Raw genomic sequence first — 24,106 nt, 5'->3', positions numbered from 1 at the left:
CCTCACAAGGAAAAATTAATTATTTCAATTTGGTTATTTTTGGTAACCATCCATCCTTTGCCCCTTTTATCGATGAGGACATCAATTATATTAGTATCTGATCTTTGAAAAAAACCGGGGAAAGTAGCTTCTTTTAAAAGTAAGTAACTCACATGATCTTTCCCAAATACAAATAATTTATCATTAAATATTTGTAATTTTAATCTTCCTATGTTTCCGTCTTCTATGAGTTGTAACCCATTTTTTGAACTATCCCACAGAACTAATTTATAGTTTGAAAATAAAATAAAGTAGTCATTGTTATACAAAGCAAAATCAGTAATCTCTCCAAACTGAGTTCCCAAAACTTCTTGAATTGTAGAAGTATTTATCATTTCCACAATATCCATGTTTTGTAGTTTTGATATTTTATCCTCAAAGATGACATATACTTCCCCATTTATTACTTTTAATGATATAAAATTGCTGCCTTCATTTATCAGAGAATCGTTGAGATAGACATTACAATTGTTTGGTTCATATTCCACACTTAAAAACCCTACATTTGGTAAATAATAAATTTCGGTACCTTTAGAAGGTATTTGTGAATTAATTTTATCAATTTTGCCGTTTTCATTCAAAATGTATACTCCATCAACAGTAGATATATAATACTGGTTGTTGAATACTAATCCACCCATAATTTTATTTGAAAATATTTTTTCTAGTTTGCTGTTGTAAATAGCATTAGGACTTTTAAAGTAAATATTTTCTCCTACTTCGATAATGCTCATTGTATCTTCGTCTATTTCTCCTTGCTTCTCAGAATTGAGCAAAATTGTACTTTCTTTATACGCTGAAGGGAGTTTAAAAGTAGAAATAATAGTTGGGCGGGGATTTTCACTTTGATCTGGAGTTGGGGTACCTTCTACTGTTTCGTATGTGTATTCGACGAAATTATCATCTGTAAAGGGCTCCACTGAATATGAAGGGACGGATTCTTCTAAAAAATTAACTATTATATTCAAAACATCTGAATCATTGTAAATTTCATAAAAGCTCTTTTGAGAATAGTAAGTTTTATCAATCCCTTCTAAGTTAGCGCTGTCAACACTTACTATTCCATCTCCCTTTCCTCGAACAAATTCTGGATACAGCCTGGCAATATATTTATTTGATAAATCTTCATCAATTGCGGGACTAGTACCAATAATCGTTAAATATCTGATGTCATTTCTTATGCCAAAAGAGTTTAATTTGTTCAGAAATTCAGAGTCAGGAATAAGATCTTCATAGTAAGAATTTATTTGATCTAGGTAAGAACCAATTTGCAAAGTGATTTTTAATATCGTGCTATACTCAACATTAAACAATTGAGATAAAATATCTGTGTTTTTCCCAAAGAGTAAATTGAAAAAAAGGGGGTTTGCTAGGTTACTACCTTTATTTGGAGTAGAAATGAGTACTAAATTTTCAACATTTTGAATTGTTTGAGTAGACTCCAAAGCATATCTAGCAATTAATCCGCCAATGCCATGTGCAATAATGTCAAACTTTTTATTAGGAAATCTAGAAAGTTCTTGAGCGAGACGCCTTCCTTCAAATTCAATGTAACTATCAATCCCTGTTCTTTCAACAAAACTGATAAAAGAATCGTTGTAATTTTTACTTCTAGTAGATGTCAGTGGGTAATTGTAACTCCAAATGGTTCTATTTGGAAAAAGGGATGACCAAAAAGATTGTGGATAACCATTTTCAGGTACATTCATTATCTTTCCTAAGAAATTAATATCAGTTCCAGGAATTAAAATAATATCAGGTTCAAGGGTTGGTGGCGCTTCTTTTATAACCTTGAGCCCACTGGATGATTCTTCTGGAGATTCAATGACTAGACCTATATAATTTACTTTAGTTATTTGGAATGTTTGCGCTTCTATGTAATACTCGTCATCTATTTTTACTATTGTTTCTCCACTGAATTCAGAGATAACAGGAGGTTCTTCCTGTGTGATGTAAGCCAAGGAGAAATTGACGAAGTTATCTCCAAAGTAATTATCCTTTGGAATCTTGTATCTTAAGGTAATTGGTAAAATAGAGGATTCATTACTTTCATCTGAGAAAGTAATTTTATATATTTCACCGTAAAAATTTTTGTAGTTGATCAATTCTTGATATTCCGCAGAACTTTTATCCACAACGCTTATATCAATGTGTTTCTTTGAAGGAAAAGCAAAATCAGGAACCATTATTTGAATATTGTTAGAAGAAGGAGTTATCTGATTTGGAGGCAAAAATATGTTTTTAAAAATAATAGAAAAAACAAGAATTAAAATACCTATTACAACAATCGATAAGAGAATTTTGTATTTTTTTTCCATATATTTAATTTTATTTAAAAAGTTGAAAGGTTTGAATTTTATAGCTCAGTCAACTCCTTTTGAGACTTTTACCTTGTTTCTATAATCTTTCGAACTTCTTTCAAAAGTTGAGATAGTTCTTTTAGATTTAGGTCTTCCAATTTTTGTAAAACATTTATATAAATATTATCGGCTATTATTTGTGTTTCTTGAAAATTATAAAAATTTAAAAGAGTTTTTTTGTTTACATCTTTATTAGTTTCTTTTCCAATATCTTCTTCTTTAGTAAAGATATCTTTTAGATCATCGAAAATTTGGAAAGAAACACCAAAATCAGTTCCTATTTTATTCATCTCTTTAGCAAGCTCTGCTTCCCCAGCCATTAAAAAAGGAGATGCAAAACAAAAACCAAAAACCGCCCCTGTTTTCTTTGAATACATCTCAAGAATTTCTTTCTCACCTACATTTTTATCTTCTTTTTCGAAGATTAGATCTTCCATTTCTCCTTGAAATAATTTTAAAATGGTTTTTATAAAATAATCCACTAAGAGAAGTTTGTTCCCTTCTTTAATATTATCTAAACCGGCAACAATCTGTAGTGGGAGAGTGAATCCATAATCTCCAGCTAGTATGGCTTTATATTCTCCAAACTTTAAATGAGTTGTTAGAGCTCCTCTTCTTAACTTTGCATTGTCTAAGGCAGGTAGATCATCATGTATCAAGGATGATGAGTGTAAAATTTCGACAGCTATCGCAATGTCAATTAAATTCTTTTTATTTATAGAGATTATTTGTCCGAAGTTATATATTATCCAGGGTCTAAGTCTTTTGCCTCCATTTTCTATGTAATAAAACAGTGGCTCTTTTAAATAATCTTCCAGGTCCAAATTTTCGAAAAAATTCTTTATCTTCTTGTCAAAGAAATCTTTAAACTCTAATAATTTTAGAAATTCCATTGATTCACCTCGTGCTTTTAGAAAAAATTATTCGTCATCTTCATCTTCAGTTTTATTTTTATTTTCGAACTTCCTTCTCAGTTCGTCTATATCGAAGTTTTCAATATCTTGTCTGAACTCGCTTTGTTCTTCTGCGTTTATAAAAGAAGCTTCAATACCGTGTTCGGATACTATTTCTTCGTCTATGTAAATAGGTAAGTTATTTTTTAATGATAAAATTATGCAATCAGAAGGCCTGGCATCGATATAGATCTCTTTTGAACCACTATCTTTCAGGACTAATTTAGCGTAATAAATATCCTGCTTGAATTGGTCAATTTCTATCTTAATAGGTTGAGCTTTAAGTTGTTCGATAATATTACCAATGAGATCGTGCGTTAAAGGTCTTTCAAAATCTTCGTTTCTCAATATTAAAGCCAAAACACCAGCTTCACATGGCCCAATCCATATTGGTACAACAACGTTTGTATCTTCTACCTTTAAAAAAACTATCGGTGAATTTGAAACTTTATCTATTCCCATAGTAACATTGCTTACTTTTTTCATGTTTGAAAACCTCCTTTAAAAAACTGAAATTACGCTCTTGTTTCTTTTAAAGCTAGTTGAGGTTCGCTTGTAATATTTTCGCTGATTATGCTTTTGAGACATTCTCTTAATTCTCCTTCGCTAGCGAAAAGTTTTGGCTCGACTGGTTCATGTATGAATAGATTAACATTCGAAGGTTTGATAAAGACGCTTCCTTTTTTGCTCATTTTGATAGTTCCATCTATTGTGACAGGTAATAGTTTTATATTATATCTAAAAGGGATTAAAAGAGCTCCCTTTTTAAATTCACCTACTTGACCATCTAAACTCCTTGTTCCTTCAGGAAAAATAGTTATAATTTCCCCTGATTGAGATATTTTTGCAAATTTTTTAAGAGCTATAGCACCACTTTTTGAATTATTCCTATCTATGAAGATAGAGCCAAGTCTTTTGATGAAATTTCCTAATATAGGAATCATAGAAAGCTCTTTTTTTGCAATAAAAGCTGTGGGATATATATATCCTAAAATTAAAGGAATATCGAAAAGGCTTTGATGATTCGCTACTACTACATAAGGGCCTTGCTGAGGAATATTCTCTTCACCATGAACTGAAATCTTACTATTTAAGAATTTAAAAGTAACTTTTCCAAACCAAGATACAACCTTTCTAATATATTCTTGAGAGACTTTGTGTCCCTTTCTTTTTTCCAAGATATTGGCTTTTATCAACACATAACTTCCATATACAATTACAACTCCGAGAAATCCGATAATTAACCATATTGTGAAGAATATTGCCTTTATTGTTTCTAATACCTTTTTCATGAATTGTCCTCCTTTTTCTTCCCTTTTCTTTAAGATACATGAGACTATGATTCAAAGTGATCAATTTATGAGACTTTACTATCTTCAATCTTATACTTTTTAACTTCATCTAAAGCATCTTTTTCCAATTTACTTAGATGTTGTAAAGAATCCTCAATTGATTTTATGTAATTTGTATTTGATTTAGTGGCAGGTTTAGAAGGTATAAATACGCTACATGAATCTTCGTATGGTAAAATAGATGTTTTATACAATGCGAATTTTTGGGATAATTTAATTGTTCCGTTTTTTGTTAAATCTTTTGAAGATGTACCAATGGGTAATCCGCTTGGTCTTTTTAAACGATTGTCAAATATAATCGTACCTTCTTTTCTAATATCTATTTCTATATCAAGCTCCGGGTTATTTAAGTCAACTTTTAGTTTAGGGAAATTGTTCAATATAAATTCACCTATTATTCCAGCAAATTCTTGACTGTTGTAGGGAAGAGATTTATTGGCTCTATTGACGTTTATTTTAAAAGTACTATAATTGTTGCTTTCAAGAGATTTTTTGCTACTTCGTAGACTTTATTTTTAAATGAATCTATATTTAATTCAGTTTTTTCAGCTATTGAAGATGAATGTATTCCAAAAATCTTTTTTAGAGTATCGATATCTTTAACGGTTATTCCCATATTTTGTTGAGGAATTAGATATATTCTATTGTTGTTAACCTTGAAAATGAAGTTTTGGGAAATTTTGCTTTGGATGTTGTTTTTAAGTTTATGCATAAAAGACATTTTATTTTTATTTTTTAGACTGATCTCGTCAACCCTTACTACTAAAAATAGCATTCATTTGCCACCTTATAATTTATAAAAAATATTTTCTTCAACTAAATTATAACATAACTGGGTTTTTTCAACTATATTTTTTTAAGAGTCACTTTGGAAAATATTGAGGAAAAGAGTCGACCAATTCAAAAAAACAAAAAAGTAACTTTTTCAACGAAAATATGTAATTAGAATATCTTTTCTGAAAATATTAAGTTAAGAACATACGATTGTTATTTTATTTAATATATGTGCTTTCTATTGACTTTAAATAAAGGGTTATGACTTATTATAAAATGTACGTTATTAAATTAGACAAATTCAGTCATATTTGAATTATTTTTCACAATAGTTTATAATTTAACTGACTGACCAGTCAGTCAGAAAAGAGGTGATCCAAATGAACACGGGGTTAAAGATTTTGGATAAGCAAGAACGAAAAAAATACATTGCAGAAAAAACGTTGGAATTAATAAGCGAAAAAGGTTTGTCAAATCTAACGATGGAAGATGTCGCCTCTTCGTGTAACTTATCTAAGGGTTCTATATATAACTATTTCAAAAATAAAAATGCACTAATTGTTTCTGCTTTTAGTGCTCTTTTAGAAAAAGTCCAAGGTTTTTTCGAAGAAAATGAATCGATGCCCTCTCAGGATTGTGTGGAAGCAAGTGCTGATTTTTATGCAAATCTTTATTCGCAAATTTTAAATACTTTTCCTTCAAAAGAATTGATGCGATTGTTTGAAATTTTAATAAATTCTACACATGATCAAAGTATGATGAAAATTTTAACTCAAACATTCAAAGAAAATTACGGAAAGATCCTTGGCAAATTTGAAAAATTATTTAATTCAAAAACGAAAGCTTTTATGCTGCAAGCGATGTTTGATGGTTTAGTTATATACAGGGCCGTAGGAATAGAATTTTCTAATGATGAAATAAAGAATAATTTTAAAAAAATGATTTTAAGTTTTACAGAAGATGACAAAAATTAGGAGGTGTCCGGTATGGCAGTTGTGGACTCAATGAAAAATATGTTACTTAAACAAAGTTCTAAATTAATAACCAACGTTGTAAGACATTCTGATGTGGATCAACTTGGGAAGTTGTTATGGACATTATCAAAATTCTCTAAGGAACCTGCAAAAAGTGGGCTTAGAAAATTAGCAACTGGGGCAGAAAATCATGATCCGATGCTGGAGAATTGGGCTAATTTGTTCAAGAAATCTAATCCCAAAGTTGTTGAAAAAATAATAAACAATCTAATCATTAACGAATTTGCAGTTGGTGAAAAAACGAGACAGGATAAGATGCATGAATATGGGATAGTCCTTCCAAAATTAGCTGTGCTTTCTCCAACATATGCATGTAACCTCAGATGTGTGGGTTGTTACGCTGCTATGTATGGTCACAAGTATATGCTTTCCAAAGAAGAAATTTTTGATGTAATAAGACAATTCAATGATTTAGGCATCTATTTCTTCATTATAACAGGTGGAGAGCCATTTGTATATCCTTATCTATTCGATGTACTAGAAGAGTTCAGCGATTCTTACTTTTTGCTTTATACGAATGGAACGTTAATTAATGAAGAAAACGCTAAAAAATTAGCTGAATTGGGTAACGCTACATTGGCTATATCAGTAGAAGGATATGAAGCTGATACCGATTGGAGAAGAGGTAAGGGTGTTTTTGAAAAAATTCAAAACGCTTGGAAGCTCTTAAGTGAAAATGGGGTAATATATGGAGCCTCTGTCACAGCAACAAGAAAGAATCACGATGCAATAATGAGTGATGATTTTTGGGAATATTTAAAAGAAAACAATGTGAGTTATGCATGGGTTTTCCAATTTATGCCCGTAGGAGCAGATGCTTCGATGGATTTAGTACCTACTGCCGAACAAAGGTATGAAAGATTCTACAAATTGGAAGAGTTAAGGTTAGGTGGAAAGTTTGCGTTTGTTGCTGATTTTTGGAATCATGGTTTCTTAACTAACGGTTGTTTAGCAGCGGGAGCTAAATATTTACATATAAACGCCAAAGGTTATGCTGAACCATGTGTCTTCCAACAGTTTGCCGTGGATAATATAAGGGAAAAACGAATTATAGATATTTTAAAATCACCATTTTTTGAGGCTTATAAGAGGACCATTCCCTATTCCAATAATTTATTTAGACCATGCCCCATAATAGACAATCCAAAAGTATTCAGGGCAATGGTAAAGAAGTTCAACGCTATTCCACAACATCCTGGTAGTGAGCGAACCGTGAATGAATTAGCTCCTGAATTAGACCAACTTGCCGAAGAATGGAAAAAATATGCCGATAAACTTTGGTACGAAGAAGGCTACGCTGAGAAGTATCCTTCAAAAAGAGGTGTATATAACTACAAAGTAAGGATGAGAAGATATTCAGAAAATGAAGAAAAATTAGCACTGGATAAAAAAGCATAATATTGATTCTTCAAAAGTAGTATTATCTTTTAAAATAACGGGTATTTTCTACCCGTTATTTTAATTTTTCAGTTAATAATACTTAGGTTTGATATGGTATAATATAAAAAATAAAAGATTATTCTAATAAGATAGAGAGTTATAGTACATAGTCCTTTCTTAGAAACGAGGGGTGGGAAGAAAAGGGCATTATAGCAAGTGTGGGGTTTCCATAATAGTAAAATAATAATGGTATTAGGAGGAAATCGATGGAGTACGATTTTTTATCTGTCACATTAAATCCTTCGCTGGATAGAGAAGTTATAATTGATAATTTTGAAGTAGGTAACATGTATAGAATAGAAAATCCTTCAAATTCCAAAATGGAACCAGGAGGTAAGGGTATTAACGTTTCAATAATGCTATCTAATTTGCAAATGAAATCGATAGTAACAGGTTTTTTGGGGGGACACATAGGTAGGGTTATTCAGAGTAAGCTTTCTGCGTATGAAAATATAACGATGAATTTTGTTTATTCAGAAGAAGAAAGTAGAGAAAACATTGAAATAATAGATCCCTTGAAGGAAGTAATGACTCTAATAAACAGTAAAGGTCCCTTCATTAATGATGAAGATTACGATCATTTTTTAAGGAGATATAAAAATTCTCTTTCATTAGTGGAACATGTCGTAGTGTCAGGAAGTGTTCCTCCTGGCTTGAAAACTGATGTTTATTCCGATCTGATGTTTGAAGCTAAGAAAAGAGGAAAAACTACTTACATGGAATCAATTGGACCGTGTTTTGAAAAAGCTATTTTAAATAATTGCCCTACCGTTGTTAGACCAGACTTTAGAAGAAAAGCAGAAATTTTCGGGAAAACCCTTGAAAGTATAGATGATTTTATTGATGCTTCAAAAAAAATTATAGAAAATGGTGCCAGATTAGTTGTTATGAGTTATCAGATTTTTGGTGATGTGATAACAACAAATGAGGGTGTCTGGCTTTTTAATCCAGAAGAAAGGATTGAGAAATCACATCTTTTTGGAGCAGGAGATGCATTTATGTCGGGAATAATATATTATATTATAAATTATAATTTTAATTATTTTGAAGCTGCAAAATTCGGTATGGCTAGTGCCATTTCCAAAACGGATTATATAGAAAAAAAGATAGGAACTTTAGAAGATATAAAAAGAAGTTTAAGTAGGTTTTCCATTGAAAGATTAGAATAACAAAGAGGTGTTTACCTTGAAAGCTAAGGAAATAATGGAGAGAGATCTAACGTCTTTAATGGAAGATGAGAAAGTAGAGCGTTTTATTACGGTATGTCGTAGGCATAATTTATCTGCGCTTCCCATAGTTACAAGTGATTTTAGACTGGTGGGATATTTAAGCGAAAGTGGTATCATTGACGCCTCACTTCCGGGGTATTTGAAGCTTATGGAAACTACTTCTTTTATACCGGATAGCCATCAATTTTTTAATGGATTAAAAAAAATATTGGATCGTCCAGTATCTGATTTTATGATAAAAAAGCCATTTAAGGTTTACTTTGATGATACGGTTTTACATGTAGCAGATGTAATAATAAAAAATAAATTAAAGGTTCTGCCAGTTGTTGATGACAATGAAAGATTAGTGGGGGTTATTAGAAGAATAGGTTTACTTAGTAGAACATTGACTGGTGAAATAGAATATGAAGCGTAAAGTTTCTTTTATTACTTTTGGATGTAAAATGAACCAAGCTGAAAGTCAAGCGATGGCCGAGAAACTATCTCCTCATTTTGATATTGTATTTGAAGAAAAAATGGGTAAGAGTGATATCTACGTTTTAAACACTTGTGCCGTAACTTCAGAGGCTGAAAGAAAGGTAAGGCAAACAATTAGGAGATTAAAAAAATCAAATGAAAATTCCAAGATTATAGCTACAGGCTGTTATTCTGTATCTGATCCCGAAGAATTAAAAAAAGTAGGCGCCGATTTGGTCTTAGGTAATTTAGAAAAAAAACAAATAGACCGTTTATTGTGTGAAGAAGGTATATACTCAGATAAACATTTTTGGTTCCATAATGAAAAATATGACATATTAGTTCCCAACGAACCGTATGGTGACAGAACACGGATCTTTTTACCTATTGAAGAAGGATGTATTAACTCATGTACATTCTGTAAAATAAGATTCTTGAGAGGATTAAAAATAGTCAGTTTACCAACAGAAGAAGTTATAAAAAGTATAGAAAAATTTATTGAAAAAGGGTATAAAGAAATAGTGCTAACTGGAACAAATTTGGGATATTATGGAATGGACAATTCAGAAACCTTAGAAGAACTATTAAATCAAATCGGGAAGAGTTTTGCTGATAAAGAAATTAGAATAAGAATAACGTCTCTATATCCTGAAATAATTACTGACAATTTGTCTACCATATTGAATTCTTATCCAATATTTGAAAAACACATACACCTTTCGATTCAACATTTTTCTGATAAAATTTTACAATCAATGCATAGAAAATATAATAGAAAAATGATTTATACAGCCATCGAAAACTTAAGAAAATACGACTCAAAGTTTTCTATTACTTGTGATCTCATAGTTGGTTTTCCTGGTGAAGATGAGGAAGATTTAAGAATCCTGTTTGATTCAATTGAAGAACTTAAGGTTTTAAAAGTCCATAGTTTTAGGTACTCATTACGTGAGGGAACTGTAGCAGCTAAGATGCAAAATCAGATACCTGGAAATGAAAAAAAAGACAGACTTTCACAAATGGATAAAATTGCTGATCTCTCAAGAAAAAATTACTTGAATGATATGTTAGGGTCTAGAGTTAAAGTATTAACAGAAAGTAGCTCAAAAAAAGGTCTTTTTGGATACGATGAATATTACATCCCCCATAATGTTCAATTTCATGAGAAAAAAATTGAAAAAGGTGAGTTTTTTAGTACGGTGATATCTTCTTTGTCTAAAGAAAATAAAGGGGTGGTATCGAATGTTCTATAATGGTAAAGAGTGGGTAGAATTTCCATTGGTTAGTGGAGATGATGAAGGGTTCGTGAATGGTTATTCGATTTATGATGTACTTAGAACTTATTCAGGTATTCCTTACAATTTAAAAAGACATTATGATAGATTGAAACGATCTGCTGATTTTATGGCATTTGAAATACCACCTCTTGAAAAGATAAAAATAATTTTAAATCAGGCAAAAAAGATTCATAATTATGAAGAATTCAGATTTAAAATATATGTAACTCCTTTCACTTCTAAATATAAAACATTTTATTGCTTTGTTGAAGAGTTGAAAGAGGATGTAGATTTGATCGAAGAAGGTGTTGTAGTTAATATAGCGAGAGAAAGAAAAACTTCGTCTCCTATTATTCCTTATTATGTAAAAACACCTTTAAATGGTTCAATCAAATACATCCATAAAAAATATGATTATTATTATGATTCCATCGTTTTAAATGAGTTCGGTAATGTAACCGAAGGTACATACTCTAATATTTTTTATGTCAGTGGAGGTGTTTTATTGACTCCTCATATTTCATCGGGGATATTACCAGGGATAACTAGAGAAGATGTCCTTGAGTTAGCAAATGATTTATCTTTAGAAGTTGAAGAGAAAGCAAATGTTCAAGTATGGGAACTTTTATCTGCCGAGGAAGTATTTCTTACCCACACTTCAAGAGGTGTAGTACCTGTTAGAAGAATTTTTCCTGATTTTACTTTTACTGTACCTGGTGTAGTAACGGAAGCTATTCTTGACAATTGGAAAGATTTTATAACAGAAAAAATAGAAGATTGAGAGGAATACTTTACTATTAAGATGGTCTAAAATGGAGGAAAAATTTGAAGGTGTTTTAAAACAACTTTCTAAAAAAAATTTGGTTTACAAAAAAATATATATAATAAAAAGATTAAGAGAAGAATTACCTAAGTATATTCCTGAGAATTTATCAAAAAATGTAACAGTTAAAAATTATCTCTTAAAAGATAAGATAGTGGAAATAGCCTGTGCTGACAATTATGTTAAACAGGAAATACTTTTTAGGGAAAAATTATTATTGAACGCGATAAATTCTATTCTGGAAAATGAAACGATAAATAGAATTAGAATTGTTTCTTGAGAAACGCTTGTGGAGGTGTTTAAATGGTAGAAAAAACTTATTCTGGAAACGATATAAAGGTCTTGAAAGGGTTAGAACCTGTTAGGTTAAGACCTGGAATGTACATAGGATCAACGGGTAAAACAGGGTTAAACCATATGGTTTATGAAATAATCGATAACGCCATAGATGAGCATGTTAACGGGTTTTGTGATACAATTCGAGTTACTTTGAATGAGGATGATTCTATTGAAGTTGAGGATAACGGAAGAGGTATACCTGTAGATATACATCCAACTGAAAATAAAAATACATTGGAGTTAGTTATGACTTCGCTTCATGCTGGTGGAAAGTTTGATAAAAAAGCCTATAAGGTTAGTGGAGGACTTCATGGAGTAGGAGCATCGGTTGTTAACGCTTTGTCCGAATATATGGAGGTAAAGGTTTACAGAGACGGGAAAATATACTATCAAAAGTATGCAAGAGGTGTTCCTCAAACAGATGTAATTATTGTAGGCGAAACAGACAAGAGTGGGACTGTTGTGAAATTTCTCCCTGATAAAGAAATATTCGATGATGGAGATATAACTGTTGAATCACGATTAATAGAGAATAGGTTGAAAGAAATAGCCTTTTTAAATCCTAACTTGAAAGTTATCTTTGAAGATAGAAAAAGAGATTACAAGCAAGAATTTCATTTTCTTGGCGGTTTGAACGAATTTATAAATTACATCTTGAAACGGCGGAAGATGAATTCTATTTCCGAGCCGGTTTACATGTACGGATCATATCAATATAGTAAAGTGGAGTCAGAAATTCAAGTGGAAGCAGCTTTTGTCTATACGGATTCTGAAGAAAGCGAAGTAATCTCTTTTGTGAACAACATTAGGACTATCGATGGCGGGGAACATGAATCTGGATTCAAACAAGCTCTAACAAGATTATCAAATGAATATGCAAGAAAGTACAATGTTTTAAAGGAAAAAGACGAGAATTTTAGTGGAGAAGATGTGAGAGAAGGATTATTAGCCATAATACATATAAAAATGCCCAATCCTGTTTTCGAAGGTCAAACAAAGGGAAGATTGGGATCTAAAGTTGCCAGAGAAGCAGTAAATCAAATAACTACAGAGAAATTATCTTTATATTTTGATGCAAATATAAAAGAAGCAAAAAATATTTTTGAAAGAATGTTTTTAGCATATAAAAAAAGACTTGCTGCTAAAAGAGCCAGAGACAGCATTAAAAGAAAAACAATATTCGAAAATACAACTCTACCAGGCAAATTGGCAGATTGTACATCGAGGGATTTAAACGAATCAGAACTTTTTATAGTTGAAGGAGATTCGGCTGGGGGAAATGCCAAACAAGCTAGGGATAGAATGTACCAGGCGATTTTACCTTTGAGGGGGAAAATTCTAAATGCAGAAAAAACTGATTTTTTAAAACTTTTAAAAAATGAACAAGTTTCGAATATTATCATTGCATTAGGAACTGGTATAGGAGAAGAGTTCAATTTGTCTAAATTGAGATACGGTAAAATCATTATCATGACTGATGCAGATGTTGATGGCGCACATATTAGAACTTTAGTGTTGACGCTTTTTCACAAATACATGCGTTCTTTAATAGAGGAAGGATATGTATACATTGCTCAACCTCCTCTGTATAGATTTGAGATTGGTAAACAACATTTTTATCTTTATTCCGACGAAGAACTTGAAGAGTTGAAGAAAAAATATGGGGATAAAAAATGGAGAATACAAAGATATAAAGGATTAGGAGAAATGAACCCTGACCAATTGAGAGAGACCACTATGGATAGAGACACTAGAAAACTTGTAAAAATAAAGATGGAAGATTTAGAAATGGCAGAAGAGATGATAGAAATACTCATGGGATACGATCCCTCTATTAGAAGAGAGTTTATTGAATCTAATGCTAATAAGGTGAAAGAGCTAGATATCTAGTGCAATGGAAAAAGTTAATCTTAACCTTTTTTTACCTTCTACTTTTAATAATTTGTGTTTACAATCTCCTCCCTTTTTTTGAAACTCAAGAAGAATTTTTTGTTTATAAAGATAAAGTAGAAATTGAGAAAAGTATTTATTACGTAGAAATAAATAATAGATATTTTTATTTTGATATTTATGATAAAATAACATTTGTTAGCGATCATCCCTATCCAAAATTCATCAAAGTAATTTTTTCGAAAGATAAAATAAAAAAAGAAGAAGAACTCAATTTTGTCAAAAGTATTTGTTGTAATACGTCGATTAGAGAAATAAATTTTCCGAATAAAGAAATACTTTGTTATAATAACATTAGAATTGAGTACCTTGAATTACCAGAAATTAAAGATTTTTTGATCACTCTTAGTAATATAGAATTTTTGGGACCTGGGAATTATTTCATTAGTAACCATAGTTTCTTTAAAATCGATGATCGGGGGCTTTAGTATGGCTAAGAATTATTTGATTGGAATAGATATCGGTAGTTTTTTTCTAAAGGGAGTACTTTTTGAAATAGAAGAAGATGGAAGTATTGTGCCAATTTCACTGAGTAAACTTCCAGTGGACGGTATCATTAATGGTGAAATACAAGATATGGAATCACTACGTAGATCAATTGAAACGCTTATAGAAAAGTTGAACCAGGAGTCTCCAAAGAAGATTAAAAATCCAGAAATTATTGTAGGATATTCCACTAACTCTTTGAATATCACAGAAGAGCATTTTACTGTTGAGTTTAGCAAAAGGACAGAAATAAGAGAAGAGGAACTCAGAAACATCAAGAAAAGCATTATCAAAAAATACACAGACGAGGGAAAAATAATTTTAGATTCAAACTTTGTGAAGTTTCATATCGACGAAAAAAAAGTAAAAAATCCAGTTTCTTTTTTTGCTGAAAAATCTTTAACTACAACACTAAACATTGTATGGGTAGATGAAAATTCCTTTTCGCTGTTAATTAACGTCTTAAAAGATATTGTCTATACTTCTGAAATTCCTATATACGATTCAACTTTATCGAATAGTTATATAATTACCACCCCCAACGATAGAAATGTCGGCATCACTGTGATAGACTTTGGGTACAATTCTTGTAGAATAATCATCTTTAAAGATGGAATTCCAAAATTATTCTACACTTTTCCGTATGGAATTAAATATGTATTAAAAGATATCTCCAATATACTCAAGGTTTCTGAAAGAGAGGCACATAGGTTATTGGAAGAGGAAGGGGCATGTTCAAGAGAAACGAAAACAATGAAAAAGGTGAATTTCCAATTATTGACAGGTAGTGGGTATTCTTATGTTCCTCTAAGTCTTTTAAATAAAATTATTTTTGCTCGAGTCAGAGAAATTATAAGCAGGTTAAATGGAGAGCTCTCAAAAATAGGTTATGAAAGAACTTTTGAAGTAGGTGCTTTACAGGGAGGAATAGTATTGACCGGGGGAGGCTCGAAAATAAAAAATATTGAAATCACCGTTAAAGAACTGATGGGTGAAAATTTCAGGAAAAGTTCCATAGTATCTTTTGACTCGTTCAAGAACATTCCAGAAGAATTAGCTAAGGATCCGGAATTTCAAACTGTTTTTGGGTTAATAGAAAGGTACAGAATCGATTTGTTAGAAGAAAATCTTTATGAAAAAAACAAAGAGACGCGTTCAGAATCCTCCAAAAGAAATAAATCTTCCAAAAAAACAACATCCACCTTAAAGACTTTTTTTAAGAAAATAACGGGAGGTGAAGAAGAAGATGCCCTTTGAAATGGAAGAAATCAACAAACGAAATAAATTGTTTAGTAGGAAAACGAGTTATAAGATAAAAGTAATAGGCGTTGGAGGAGCAGGGAATAATGCTATTCAAAGAATGATAAAAAAGGGCATTGATGATGTAGAACTGATTGCTGCAAACACGGATGTACAGGTATTAGAAAATAATGACGCACCTACAAAAATTCAATTGGGTAAAGAACTGACAAAAGGTCTAGGTGCCGGTGGAGATCCAGAAATTGGTAAAAAATCAGCTTTAGAAAGTCAGGATGATTTAAAAGAAACTTTGAAAGATACAGATCTTTTATTTATAACCGCGGGTTTAGGGGGAGGTACAGGAACAGGGGCTGTACCTATTATAGCTGATTTAGCTACACAAATGGGTATTTTGACTGTGGCAATAGTTACCTTACCTTTTCACTTTGAAGGATCAACAAAAGAAAGAATAGCTTTGAAAGGGTTTCAAGAAACTAAAAAGTATGTGGATAGTTTAATTAAAATATCAAACGATAAACTTATAGATAACGATGATGATATTCCGATTGACAAAGCCTTTGAGAAAGCTGATGAAATACTTATTCAAGCAATTACTGGTATTTCCGATTTGATAACCAAACCAGGTATGATCAATTTAGATTTTGCAGATGTAGCGTCGGTATTACGCATAAAAGGTTCTGCGATGCTTGGTATTGGACTTGCAAAAGGAGAAAAAAGAGCTGAAGAAGCTATAAAAAATGCATTGAATAGTAAAATTTTAGAGGATCCTGTAAGGAATGCAACAGCTGCTTTAGTAAACATCGCGGGTAAGACTCCAACCACACAAGATGTCAAAATTGTCAATGAAATTTTACGTTCATACGCAATTGATGATGCACGACTAAAAATGGGAATTACAATTATAGATTTGCCTCCTGAAGTTATTAAGGTAACGGTTATAGCATCCGGTTACGACAAATTGCCTGGAGAAGAAAACTATCTAGATCTTTATGAACAACCAGCATTATATAGACAGTTTGGAAAAGGTGTGGTTGCCGAAGAAATATCCAGATTGAACAAGTATTTGCAAGATCATGTAGAAGAAATTCCAGGAGAAGAAGTCCAACAACAATAACAATAATAATGAAAAAGAAACCCTCTAATTTCTACCTCTTGTATAATAAAGACCTAAAGAATTATGAAGTAGAAGAAAATATTTTAGACAACTTTTTGAAAAAATATGACGATGAAAATATTACAGATTTTCATTTTGAACCTCATGACGAAAAGGTAGGCGTTAAAGCCAGATACTGTGGAGATTTAATAACTTTAGAAACTATGGGGGCATATGAATACGAAGTAGTGCTAAACAAATTGCTTATCAATTGTGGGTACGATATAGTAAAAGATTTTGAAAATATTGATGGTTCTTTTCGTTTCCAGAACATCAATTATAGAGCTTCCTTTGTTAGATCTTCTGGAGGAATAAGTTGTGTCTTAAGAAAATTGAGAAACATAAACGACATAAAAGTTTTCATGGAACCAATGATTCTTTCTAACGTCGAAAAATTAATTGATCAAAAATCAAAAATGCTTATTTTTTCTGGTCCTACAGGGTCTGGCAAAACTACAACGATGCAGTACATAGTTAATAAGTTCAAAAAAAGGAGAAAAGTTCATAGCATAGAAAATCCAGTAGAGTATATTAATCCAGGTATAATTCAAATAGTATCAAAAAACGAGGAAGACAAAGCAGATATTTTAAAATATATATTGAGACAAGATCCTGATTTAATAGTTGTGGGCGAAATTAGGGAGGAAAATTTTGCAAAATTGTTATTTGAATCTTCGATAACAGGTCATTTGGTATTTTCCACGTTACACGCTAAGAATGTTTTTTTAGTGCTTCAAAGGTTGAAGATGTTTGGAATAGAAGTAAGAAATCTCTCTGAAAGCTTAGATCTCATCCTTAATCAAAGATTAATCCCTAAAAACTGTCCTTTTTGCCAAGGAAATGGATGTGAACACTGTTATAATACAGGGAAAAAAGGTTTTATAACTGTTTTTGAAGGTTTGATAATTTCAAAAAATTTGAAAAGAGACATATCACAAGGTAAGAGTATTAATTTTGTAAGTGAAAAATACAAAGATTCTGATTGTTATATAGATCCGTTGCCCACACTTCGGGAATTTTTTAATAAAGGGGTAATCAATGAAGATCAGTATTTAAGTAACTTATCTTCCTTCTAAATAATATTGAAAATAGTGAGATGAATTCATGCAATATTTTTCAAAAAGCCCGGAAGAATGGCAAAAGTATGATGAAGAAAGGAAAAAAGAAAGAGAAAGAAGAGAACAATCTAAAAAAAGAATAATTAGATGGACATTTTACATCGTTATATTTTTGTCCATGTTAGTGTTCATATTTATTATTATGGGGCGTAGAGGTTCAAGATTTGATTTACCTTACAATGTAGTTATAAAAGGGATTCATATCAATTTAGAATCAAAAGAAGAATATTACTATCCAGATAATTTAGATATAAAAGTTACTATACAAAATACCAACAACAATGATTCTCATGTAGAAATTAATAACTTTTCATTTTTGATAGTAAATCAGGAAAGTTCTGAGGTTGAATACAGTTATGTGTTCTCACAACCTGTAGAAGCTGATATCTCACCGTATAAAACAATTTTAGTTTTTGACCTGTTAAGAGAAAAGGAGATTTCAGATTTAGAAAAAGGAACCTATGAAGCCCGAGTGTCCTTTATCTTAAATGACGAAAGTGTAAATCTTGTTAAAACCTTTGAATACAATAAAGGATTGATTATAGATGTTTCTGCTAAAGAGATGTTTTACTTAACTACGGAATTCCCTTCTATTAGCATATTAGCAATAAATGGGACCAATGAAACCTTTAACAAAGAATTATTTGGAACGCTAACAATAAAACAAAAAGAAAAGGTTATCCATTCACAGAAATTTTCCTTTGGAACATTAAATTTGAATCCTCTGTCTTCGATACCTTTAGATTTTGAAATCAATAAAAATTTCGATCCAGGAAATTATTATTTATTATTCGACTTTGATTCTTTTGAGCAAACTTATGTAACCACTTTGAATATAGTTAATCAAATAGATAGAAATTACAACGATATTTCCCTTTTAGTTTATGTTATTTCGGCGGCCTCAAGAGGAGATCAGCTTTATTTTGAAGGTTTACTAAGAAATTCTAATGAAGAACCAAAAGCCTTTGAAATTTCACAAGTGATCTTTAGGTTATTCTATGAAGGACAGCTAATTTATAATTACGAGAATAACGATTTATCTCGAGTATATATAACAGAATTGGGAACGGCTAAGGTATTTGATTTATCAAACGTTAAGACTATAAATTTAGATAGATCAGGAGAGTATGAAATTCAATTCAGTGTAAATATTGGGGATAAGACATTTTCAAAGAAACATACAGTGAAAGTTTATTAAATTCACCTAACTCCTTTATCCTAATAGAGGAAAATTAAAACAAATGAGGTTAAAATAATGTACGGATACATATCTATATATTTTACTCCAACAGAAGAAGAGAGGAAAAATTATCTATATTACTATTGTGGATTATGTCACTCTTTAAAGGAGAATTTAGGTGAGTTCTATAGACTCACGACAGTAAAAGAAGTGGTTTTCTTTTCCATGTTGAACAACCCTGTTGAGAATATAAACGAATTCAGATGTCCATATGTAGGATTAAAAAAACGATTTAAACCTGAAAATAATTCTTTTATGACACCTTATGCGTATCTCAATTTGCTTATAATCTATGGAAAACTTTTAGATTACAATTTAGAAGGGAAACCAGTTCCAAAGAAAATTTTGAAAAAGTTGGAAATGAAGTTACTTGAACAGTTTGATCCCACAACTATCAATGAATACAAACATCTATTAAAAATGCAACAAAGGGTAGAAGAACAAAATTTAGATTTGGATGATTATGCCAAACCATCTCAAGGAATTATGGAGATGTTATTCGATGAATTTTTCCCTCAAGGATATCCAGCAACCATGCCTGTTGTGACAGCTTATTTGCTATATTTGGTAGATAGTGTGTACGATTTTAACAAAGATATAAAAAAAAGAAATTTTAACTCTATAGCAAACTCTTTTGGGGTAAAAAAATTAGATGAATTAACTCAAGATCAAAAAGAAAGAATTTTATTTACTTACGATTTATGTTCAAAAGAGTTCTTAGAAAATGTTGAAGAAGTCGCAAATTTTAACAAGCATTTAGTAAAAAAGCTAGCGACTTTTTCTTTGATATATCACAGAAATTCTGTCACAAAAATTTTAGATGGAGGAGAAATTGATGAAAGAGCAACAAACCATTCTAGAGCAAATAAAAAAGGGAGAGTTCAAAAACCTATTTTTAAAATATAAGGAAGATGAAAAGTTTAGAGAAAAAATGGATACTTTTAGAGCTGGTTACTATAGCTATGGAAGAAGTGGATGTGGTAATTGTTTAGAATGTTTAGGAGCCACTGTCTGTTTAGATACCCTTTGTGAATGTGGTGGCGGAGATCTTTGTAATTGGTTTTAAAAATTTATGAATTTAGTTATAAAAAATCCCCTTATAAAGACAGCTTTTTTGGTTATCCTTTTTTTCTTGCTATTCCTTATGTCAAGATATTTGAGAATTGCTCCCACTGTGGTTAGTTTAACTCTTCCTCTGGGAGTTTTCTTTTTAGAAAAAAGATATGCATTTATCTTCAGTATTTCAATTTTCTTTTTAATATTTATCAGTGGATTTGTTGTTGAAGCAATTGGAATATTTTTACTCTTTTTTCTTCCGATCCTTGCTTTTGCTGTTGTAGAAAAAAGGTTATTTAAACACTTATTTATTACAACCCTTTCAATTCTCGCCTTTTATCTTATGTTTGCCTTTTTTGGTGAACTTCTTCCGGATTTTGCAACACAAGGAAAAGGGTTATTATTTATAATATTTATTTATTTGATATTTACCAATATTTATGGGTATTTATTGAAGAGATTGAAATGTGAGATTTCTTCCTTACTCCAAAATTTTTTTAAAAAACAATAATATAAATAACTTGTGATGAAAAAGTTTGAAAGGAGTGATATCTTTGTATCCAGAATATGTAACTAAGTTAGAAAAAGTAAAAGGGATTTCACAAGAAGAACTAAAAGAACTTCAACCTGTTGAAGAAAAGTATAAGTTTAGAGCTAATGAATATTACTTGGACTTAATCAATTGGAAAGACAAAAACGATCCTATAAGAAAGATTATAATTCCGAGTGTTGAAGAATTGGAAGAATGGGGATTAGAAGACGCTTCAAGAGAACATTCGTATACAATAAGTAAGGGACTGCAACACAAGTATAGGGATACCGCTTTACTGTTAGTAAATGATGTATGCGGAAGTTTCTGTAGATTCTGTTTTAGAAAAAGATTGTTCAAGAACGTTGGTAAAGAAGTAGTTAGAACCCGTGAAATTGATAAAGATCTCGATTATATTCGAAAACACGAAGAAATCACAAATGTTCTCCTAACAGGGGGTGATCCTTTACTCCTTTCAACTAATAAACTTAAATCAATTATAGAATCTATTAATGAAATAGATCATATAAAAATCATTCGCATAGGTACTAAAACTCCAGCTTTTAATCCTTTCAGAATAATATCGGATGATGCCCTATCAAATTTAATTAAAAAAATTACCAATAGTGGTAAAAAATTATATTTTATTGTGCACTTTAATCACCCAAGAGAATTAACTTCTGCTTCTATTCAGGGGATAAATATATTGCAAAATTCTGGAGCCATAATAGCCAATCAAACCCCTCTTTTGCATGGTATTAATGATAATCCCAAAACATTATCAACATTATTTAAAAAGCTATCCTTTAATGGTATTCCCCCCTATTATGTATTTCAAAATAGACCTGTAATGGGAAATAAAGGTTTTACTATTCCTTTAGAAAAAGCTTATTCAATATTCCTAGAATCTTTAGAAGATATCTCAGGTTTAGCCAAAAGGCCTAGATTTGTAATGTCTCATGAATCTGGAAAAATAGAAGTTGCCGCATTAACTAGCAAAAATATTATCTTTCGTTATCATAGATCACACAATCTTGATAACTATGGTAAATTTTTTGTATTCAAAAGAAATCCACAAGCCTATTGGTTTGATGATTACAAAGAATTAGTTGAAATATATAATTACAAAAGCTTTTAAAATATATAGATAAAGTTCCGTCACTTGAGGGTTGGAAACTTTCAGATAGTTATTTTAAAAAAGGAGAAGAATTGATATGATCAAAGGTATAACAGACGTACCAGGAATAAAAGTAGGACACTACACTGACAATAAATCCTTAACAGGTTGTACGGTAATTCTAGCCGAAAATGGGGCGGTAGGTGGGGTTGATGTCAAAGGTTCAGCCCCAGGTACAAGAGAAACTGACTTACTAAAACCGGGGAATCTTGTTCAAATGGTACACGCTGTCTTATTAACCGGGGGAAGTGCTTTTGGCTTAGATGCAGCAAGTGGAGTCATGCAATTTTTAGAGGAAAATAGTATAGGTTTTCAAACAAGTACCGTGAAAGTCCCCATAGTACCTGCTGCAGTTATTTACGATTTGGATATAGGAGACCCAAACGTTAGGCCAGATAAAAGATCTGGTTATATTGCAGCAAATTTAGCAACATCAAATTGCGTTGAAGAAGGATGCGTTGGTGTAGGAACCGGGGCACTCGTTGGTAAGGCGGCAGGCGTTAATAGTGCTATGAAAGGTGGGGTAGGAAGTTACTCCATTGAATTAGGTAACGGGATAATAGTCGGGGCGATAACGGTTGTGAACGCTACAGGAGATGTTTACGAAGAAGGGGATATAATAGCCGGAGCTATTGATAAAAACAATAAATTTTTGAATATATCTGAATATATGAAAAAATCGAGTTTTAATGCTAATCCAGGTGAAAATACAACTCTATCCGTTGTAGCTACAAATGCAAAATTATCTAAAGAAGAAGCCAACAAAGTTGCTCAAATGAGCCACGATGGGTTGGCAAGAGCGATAAGACCTGTTCACACCATGTACGATGGAGATACTATTTTTTGCTTGTCTACGGGTGATTTACAAAGCGACGTTACTTTAATTGGTGAAGTGGCGGCAGAAGTAGTAGAAATATCCATTATAAGGGCTATCAAATCGGCAAGAAAAGTTGGTAACATTCTCAGTTACAAAGATATGAATCCTAATAAAAGATAATTCCAACTATTCCTGTCATAATTATTATAAAAATCGGATTTAATTTTGTGAAAAACAGGAGCAACAAAACCCCAATAAATATAAGAAAGCTCGCCAAATTTACGATATTAGCAACGCCAATTGTATATGCGGAACCAAGAATCAATCCGATAACAGCAGGTTTTAGAAATTTAAGAATATTTTGTTGAGTATCACCATTTCCGTTCTTAAAATATCTGCCTACCAATAATCCTACAATTAGCGAAGGTAATATAACAGCAGTTGTTGCAACCAACGAACCAACTACCCCAAAAACCCTATACCCAACAAAAGTGGCACTATTTACTGCTATTGGTCCGGGAGTAACCTCTGCTATAGCTATTAAATCGAGAAATTCTTGGATCGACATCCAACCTCTTCTTTCTAAATGTGTTTGAATGAGTGGAATCATGGCGTAACCACCGCCAAATCCAAATAAACCAATTTCAAAAAAAGAAAGGAACAAACCAAATAAAGTTTTCATGAATTTTTTCTCCCTTGCGGTATTGAATAAAGGCTTCCTATAATGAAAGCGATAACAATTATATAAATAGGATTAATGTTAAATACTCCAATTGCAACAAAAGCCCCTGCAGCTAATAAAACTAAAACCATGGACCATTTAACTGATTTTGATAAACTTATCCCCGCGTATACAATAAGTGCCGCTATAGCAGGTCTTATTCCTTCAAAGGCACTTTGTAAAACGCTGATTCCTGCTGTTTTCGTAAGAGTAAAAGCTATCACCAATATTATTATAAAAGAAGGTAAAGAAACCCCTATTACTGACATAACCGCTCCTAATACTCCCTTTATATCGTATCCTACTAAAATAGAAAGATTGATAGCTACAGCTCCAGGTATAGTTTGAGTTAAAGAAACCTTGTCTGTAAACTTATCCTTTTCTACCCACTTTTTATTTTCTACGACTTCTTTCTCTATTAAAGGAATCATTGCGTACCCGCCACCAAAAGTGAAGAGCCCTATTTTAAAAAATGTGATGAACATTTTTAACAATAATTTTGATCTGCCTTTTTCATCCATTT

Annotated in this window: 24 protein-coding genes; 16 read left to right on the top strand and 8 right to left on the bottom strand. The window is 31.5% G+C overall.

Annotated features, from left to right (window positions below):
• Positions 1 to 2 precede the first annotated feature (2 nt).
• The 6 genes from PMOB_RS00975 to PMOB_RS00950 all read right to left on the bottom strand — a co-directional run bounded on the left by PMOB_RS00975 (position 3) and on the right by PMOB_RS00950 (position 5,479).
• A complete protein-coding gene (locus PMOB_RS00975; RefSeq protein ID WP_012208042.1) occupies positions 3 to 2,357 on the bottom strand; it encodes an esterase/lipase family protein in 2,355 nt (784 codons plus the stop codon).
• A 68-nt stretch (positions 2,358 to 2,425) separates the two neighbouring features.
• Positions 2,426 to 3,292 (bottom strand): polyprenyl synthetase family protein, encoded by an 867-nt coding sequence (locus PMOB_RS00970; protein WP_012208041.1) that lies wholly within the window; start codon positions 3,290 to 3,292, stop codon positions 2,426 to 2,428.
• Positions 3,293 to 3,319: 27 nt separating this feature from the next.
• On the bottom strand, positions 3,320 to 3,838 hold the full coding sequence (locus PMOB_RS00965; RefSeq protein ID WP_012208040.1) for a bifunctional nuclease family protein: 519 nt from the start codon (positions 3,836 to 3,838) through the stop codon (positions 3,320 to 3,322).
• 29 nt (positions 3,839 to 3,867) lie between these two features.
• The gene (locus tag PMOB_RS00960; RefSeq protein WP_012208039.1) at positions 3,868 to 4,644 is read right to left on the bottom strand and encodes a lysophospholipid acyltransferase family protein; all 777 of its coding nucleotides are present in this window, start codon (positions 4,642 to 4,644) and stop codon (positions 3,868 to 3,870) included.
• Positions 4,645 to 4,709: 65 nt separating this feature from the next.
• Complete coding sequence (locus PMOB_RS00955) at positions 4,710 to 5,159, bottom strand: THUMP domain-containing protein (protein ID WP_081429146.1); 450 nt, start codon at positions 5,157 to 5,159, stop codon at positions 4,710 to 4,712.
• Positions 5,156 to 5,479, bottom strand: a complete 324-nt coding sequence (locus PMOB_RS00950; RefSeq protein WP_041533993.1) for a tRNA sulfurtransferase — start codon at positions 5,477 to 5,479, stop codon at positions 5,156 to 5,158. The genes PMOB_RS00955 and PMOB_RS00950 overlap by 4 nt, the downstream gene beginning before the upstream one ends.
• A gap of 379 nt (positions 5,480 to 5,858) precedes the next feature.
• Here PMOB_RS00950 and PMOB_RS00945 point away from each other — a divergent pair, with 379 nt between their 5' ends.
• The 16 genes from PMOB_RS00945 to PMOB_RS00860 all read left to right on the top strand — a co-directional run bounded on the left by PMOB_RS00945 (position 5,859) and on the right by PMOB_RS00860 (position 23,042).
• Positions 5,859 to 6,452, top strand: a complete 594-nt coding sequence (locus PMOB_RS00945; protein ID WP_012208038.1) for a TetR/AcrR family transcriptional regulator — start codon at positions 5,859 to 5,861, stop codon at positions 6,450 to 6,452.
• Between the two features lie 12 nt (positions 6,453 to 6,464).
• Entirely contained in the window at positions 6,465 to 7,910 is a 1,446-nt protein-coding gene (locus PMOB_RS00940) for a radical SAM protein (RefSeq protein ID WP_012208037.1), read from the top strand.
• Positions 7,911 to 8,158: 248 nt separating this feature from the next.
• Complete coding sequence (locus tag PMOB_RS00935; protein WP_012208036.1) at positions 8,159 to 9,121, top strand: 1-phosphofructokinase family hexose kinase; 963 nt, start codon at positions 8,159 to 8,161, stop codon at positions 9,119 to 9,121.
• A 16-nt stretch (positions 9,122 to 9,137) separates the two neighbouring features.
• Positions 9,138 to 9,596: a CBS domain-containing protein gene (locus PMOB_RS00930; protein WP_012208035.1), complete on the top strand. Its 459-nt coding sequence runs from the start codon at positions 9,138 to 9,140 to the stop codon at positions 9,594 to 9,596.
• A complete protein-coding gene (gene mtaB, locus PMOB_RS00925) occupies positions 9,586 to 10,890 on the top strand; it encodes a tRNA (N(6)-L-threonylcarbamoyladenosine(37)-C(2))-methylthiotransferase MtaB (protein WP_012208034.1) in 1,305 nt (434 codons plus the stop codon). Before PMOB_RS00930 ends, mtaB begins: the two co-directional genes overlap by 11 nt.
• On the top strand, positions 10,880 to 11,695 hold the full coding sequence (locus tag PMOB_RS00920) for an aminotransferase class IV (RefSeq protein ID WP_012208033.1): 816 nt from the start codon (positions 10,880 to 10,882) through the stop codon (positions 11,693 to 11,695). The genes mtaB and PMOB_RS00920 overlap by 11 nt, the downstream gene beginning before the upstream one ends.
• A 31-nt stretch (positions 11,696 to 11,726) precedes the next feature.
• Positions 11,727 to 12,017: a DciA family protein gene (locus tag PMOB_RS00915; RefSeq protein ID WP_012208032.1), complete on the top strand. Its 291-nt coding sequence runs from the start codon at positions 11,727 to 11,729 to the stop codon at positions 12,015 to 12,017.
• Positions 12,018 to 12,040: 23 nt separating this feature from the next.
• Positions 12,041 to 13,966 carry a DNA gyrase/topoisomerase IV subunit B gene (locus PMOB_RS00910; RefSeq protein ID WP_012208031.1) on the top strand — a complete coding sequence of 642 codons (1,926 nt, stop codon included), beginning with the start codon at positions 12,041 to 12,043 and terminating at the stop codon, positions 13,964 to 13,966.
• Positions 13,966 to 14,454, top strand: a complete 489-nt coding sequence (locus PMOB_RS00905) for a hypothetical protein (protein WP_012208030.1) — start codon at positions 13,966 to 13,968, stop codon at positions 14,452 to 14,454. Before PMOB_RS00910 ends, PMOB_RS00905 begins: the two co-directional genes overlap by 1 nt.
• A 1-nt stretch (position 14,455) precedes the next feature.
• The gene (locus tag PMOB_RS00900) at positions 14,456 to 15,769 is read left to right on the top strand and encodes a cell division protein FtsA (RefSeq protein ID WP_012208029.1); all 1,314 of its coding nucleotides are present in this window, start codon (positions 14,456 to 14,458) and stop codon (positions 15,767 to 15,769) included.
• Positions 15,759 to 16,886, top strand: coding sequence for a cell division protein FtsZ (ftsZ, locus tag PMOB_RS00895; RefSeq protein WP_012208028.1), 1,128 nt, complete (start codon positions 15,759 to 15,761; stop codon positions 16,884 to 16,886). The genes PMOB_RS00900 and ftsZ overlap by 11 nt, the downstream gene beginning before the upstream one ends.
• A gap of 8 nt (positions 16,887 to 16,894) precedes the next feature.
• On the top strand, positions 16,895 to 18,001 hold the full coding sequence (locus PMOB_RS00890; protein ID WP_012208027.1) for a GspE/PulE family protein: 1,107 nt from the start codon (positions 16,895 to 16,897) through the stop codon (positions 17,999 to 18,001).
• Positions 18,002 to 18,029: 28 nt separating this feature from the next.
• Positions 18,030 to 19,241, top strand: a complete 1,212-nt coding sequence (locus PMOB_RS00885) for a hypothetical protein (protein ID WP_012208026.1) — start codon at positions 18,030 to 18,032, stop codon at positions 19,239 to 19,241.
• A 57-nt stretch (positions 19,242 to 19,298) separates the two neighbouring features.
• Positions 19,299 to 20,189 carry a DUF5685 family protein gene (locus PMOB_RS00880; protein WP_012208025.1) on the top strand — a complete coding sequence of 297 codons (891 nt, stop codon included), beginning with the start codon at positions 19,299 to 19,301 and terminating at the stop codon, positions 20,187 to 20,189.
• A 704-nt stretch (positions 20,190 to 20,893) separates the two neighbouring features.
• Complete coding sequence (locus PMOB_RS00865; RefSeq protein WP_012208023.1) at positions 20,894 to 22,006, top strand: KamA family radical SAM protein; 1,113 nt, start codon at positions 20,894 to 20,896, stop codon at positions 22,004 to 22,006.
• Between the two features lie 76 nt (positions 22,007 to 22,082).
• Positions 22,083 to 23,042: a P1 family peptidase gene (locus PMOB_RS00860; RefSeq protein ID WP_012208022.1), complete on the top strand. Its 960-nt coding sequence runs from the start codon at positions 22,083 to 22,085 to the stop codon at positions 23,040 to 23,042.
• On the opposite strand, the gene PMOB_RS00855 is transcribed toward PMOB_RS00860, so the two are convergent.
• Together PMOB_RS00855 and PMOB_RS00850 are read right to left on the bottom strand one after the other, a co-directional pair.
• Positions 23,029 to 23,544 (bottom strand): chromate transporter, encoded by a 516-nt coding sequence (locus PMOB_RS00855; protein WP_012208021.1) that lies wholly within the window; start codon positions 23,542 to 23,544, stop codon positions 23,029 to 23,031. The genes PMOB_RS00860 and PMOB_RS00855 overlap by 14 nt on opposite strands.
• A complete protein-coding gene (locus PMOB_RS00850) occupies positions 23,541 to 24,104 on the bottom strand; it encodes a chromate transporter (protein WP_012208020.1) in 564 nt (187 codons plus the stop codon). Before PMOB_RS00850 ends, PMOB_RS00855 begins: the two co-directional genes overlap by 4 nt.
• Between the last annotated feature and the right edge of the window lie 2 nt (positions 24,105 to 24,106).

Source organism: Petrotoga mobilis SJ95 (genome assembly GCF_000018605.1).
Taxonomy (GTDB): Bacteria; Thermotogota; Thermotogae; order Petrotogales; family Petrotogaceae; genus Petrotoga; species Petrotoga mobilis.
This window is presented reverse-complemented; position numbering and strand designations above follow the sequence as displayed.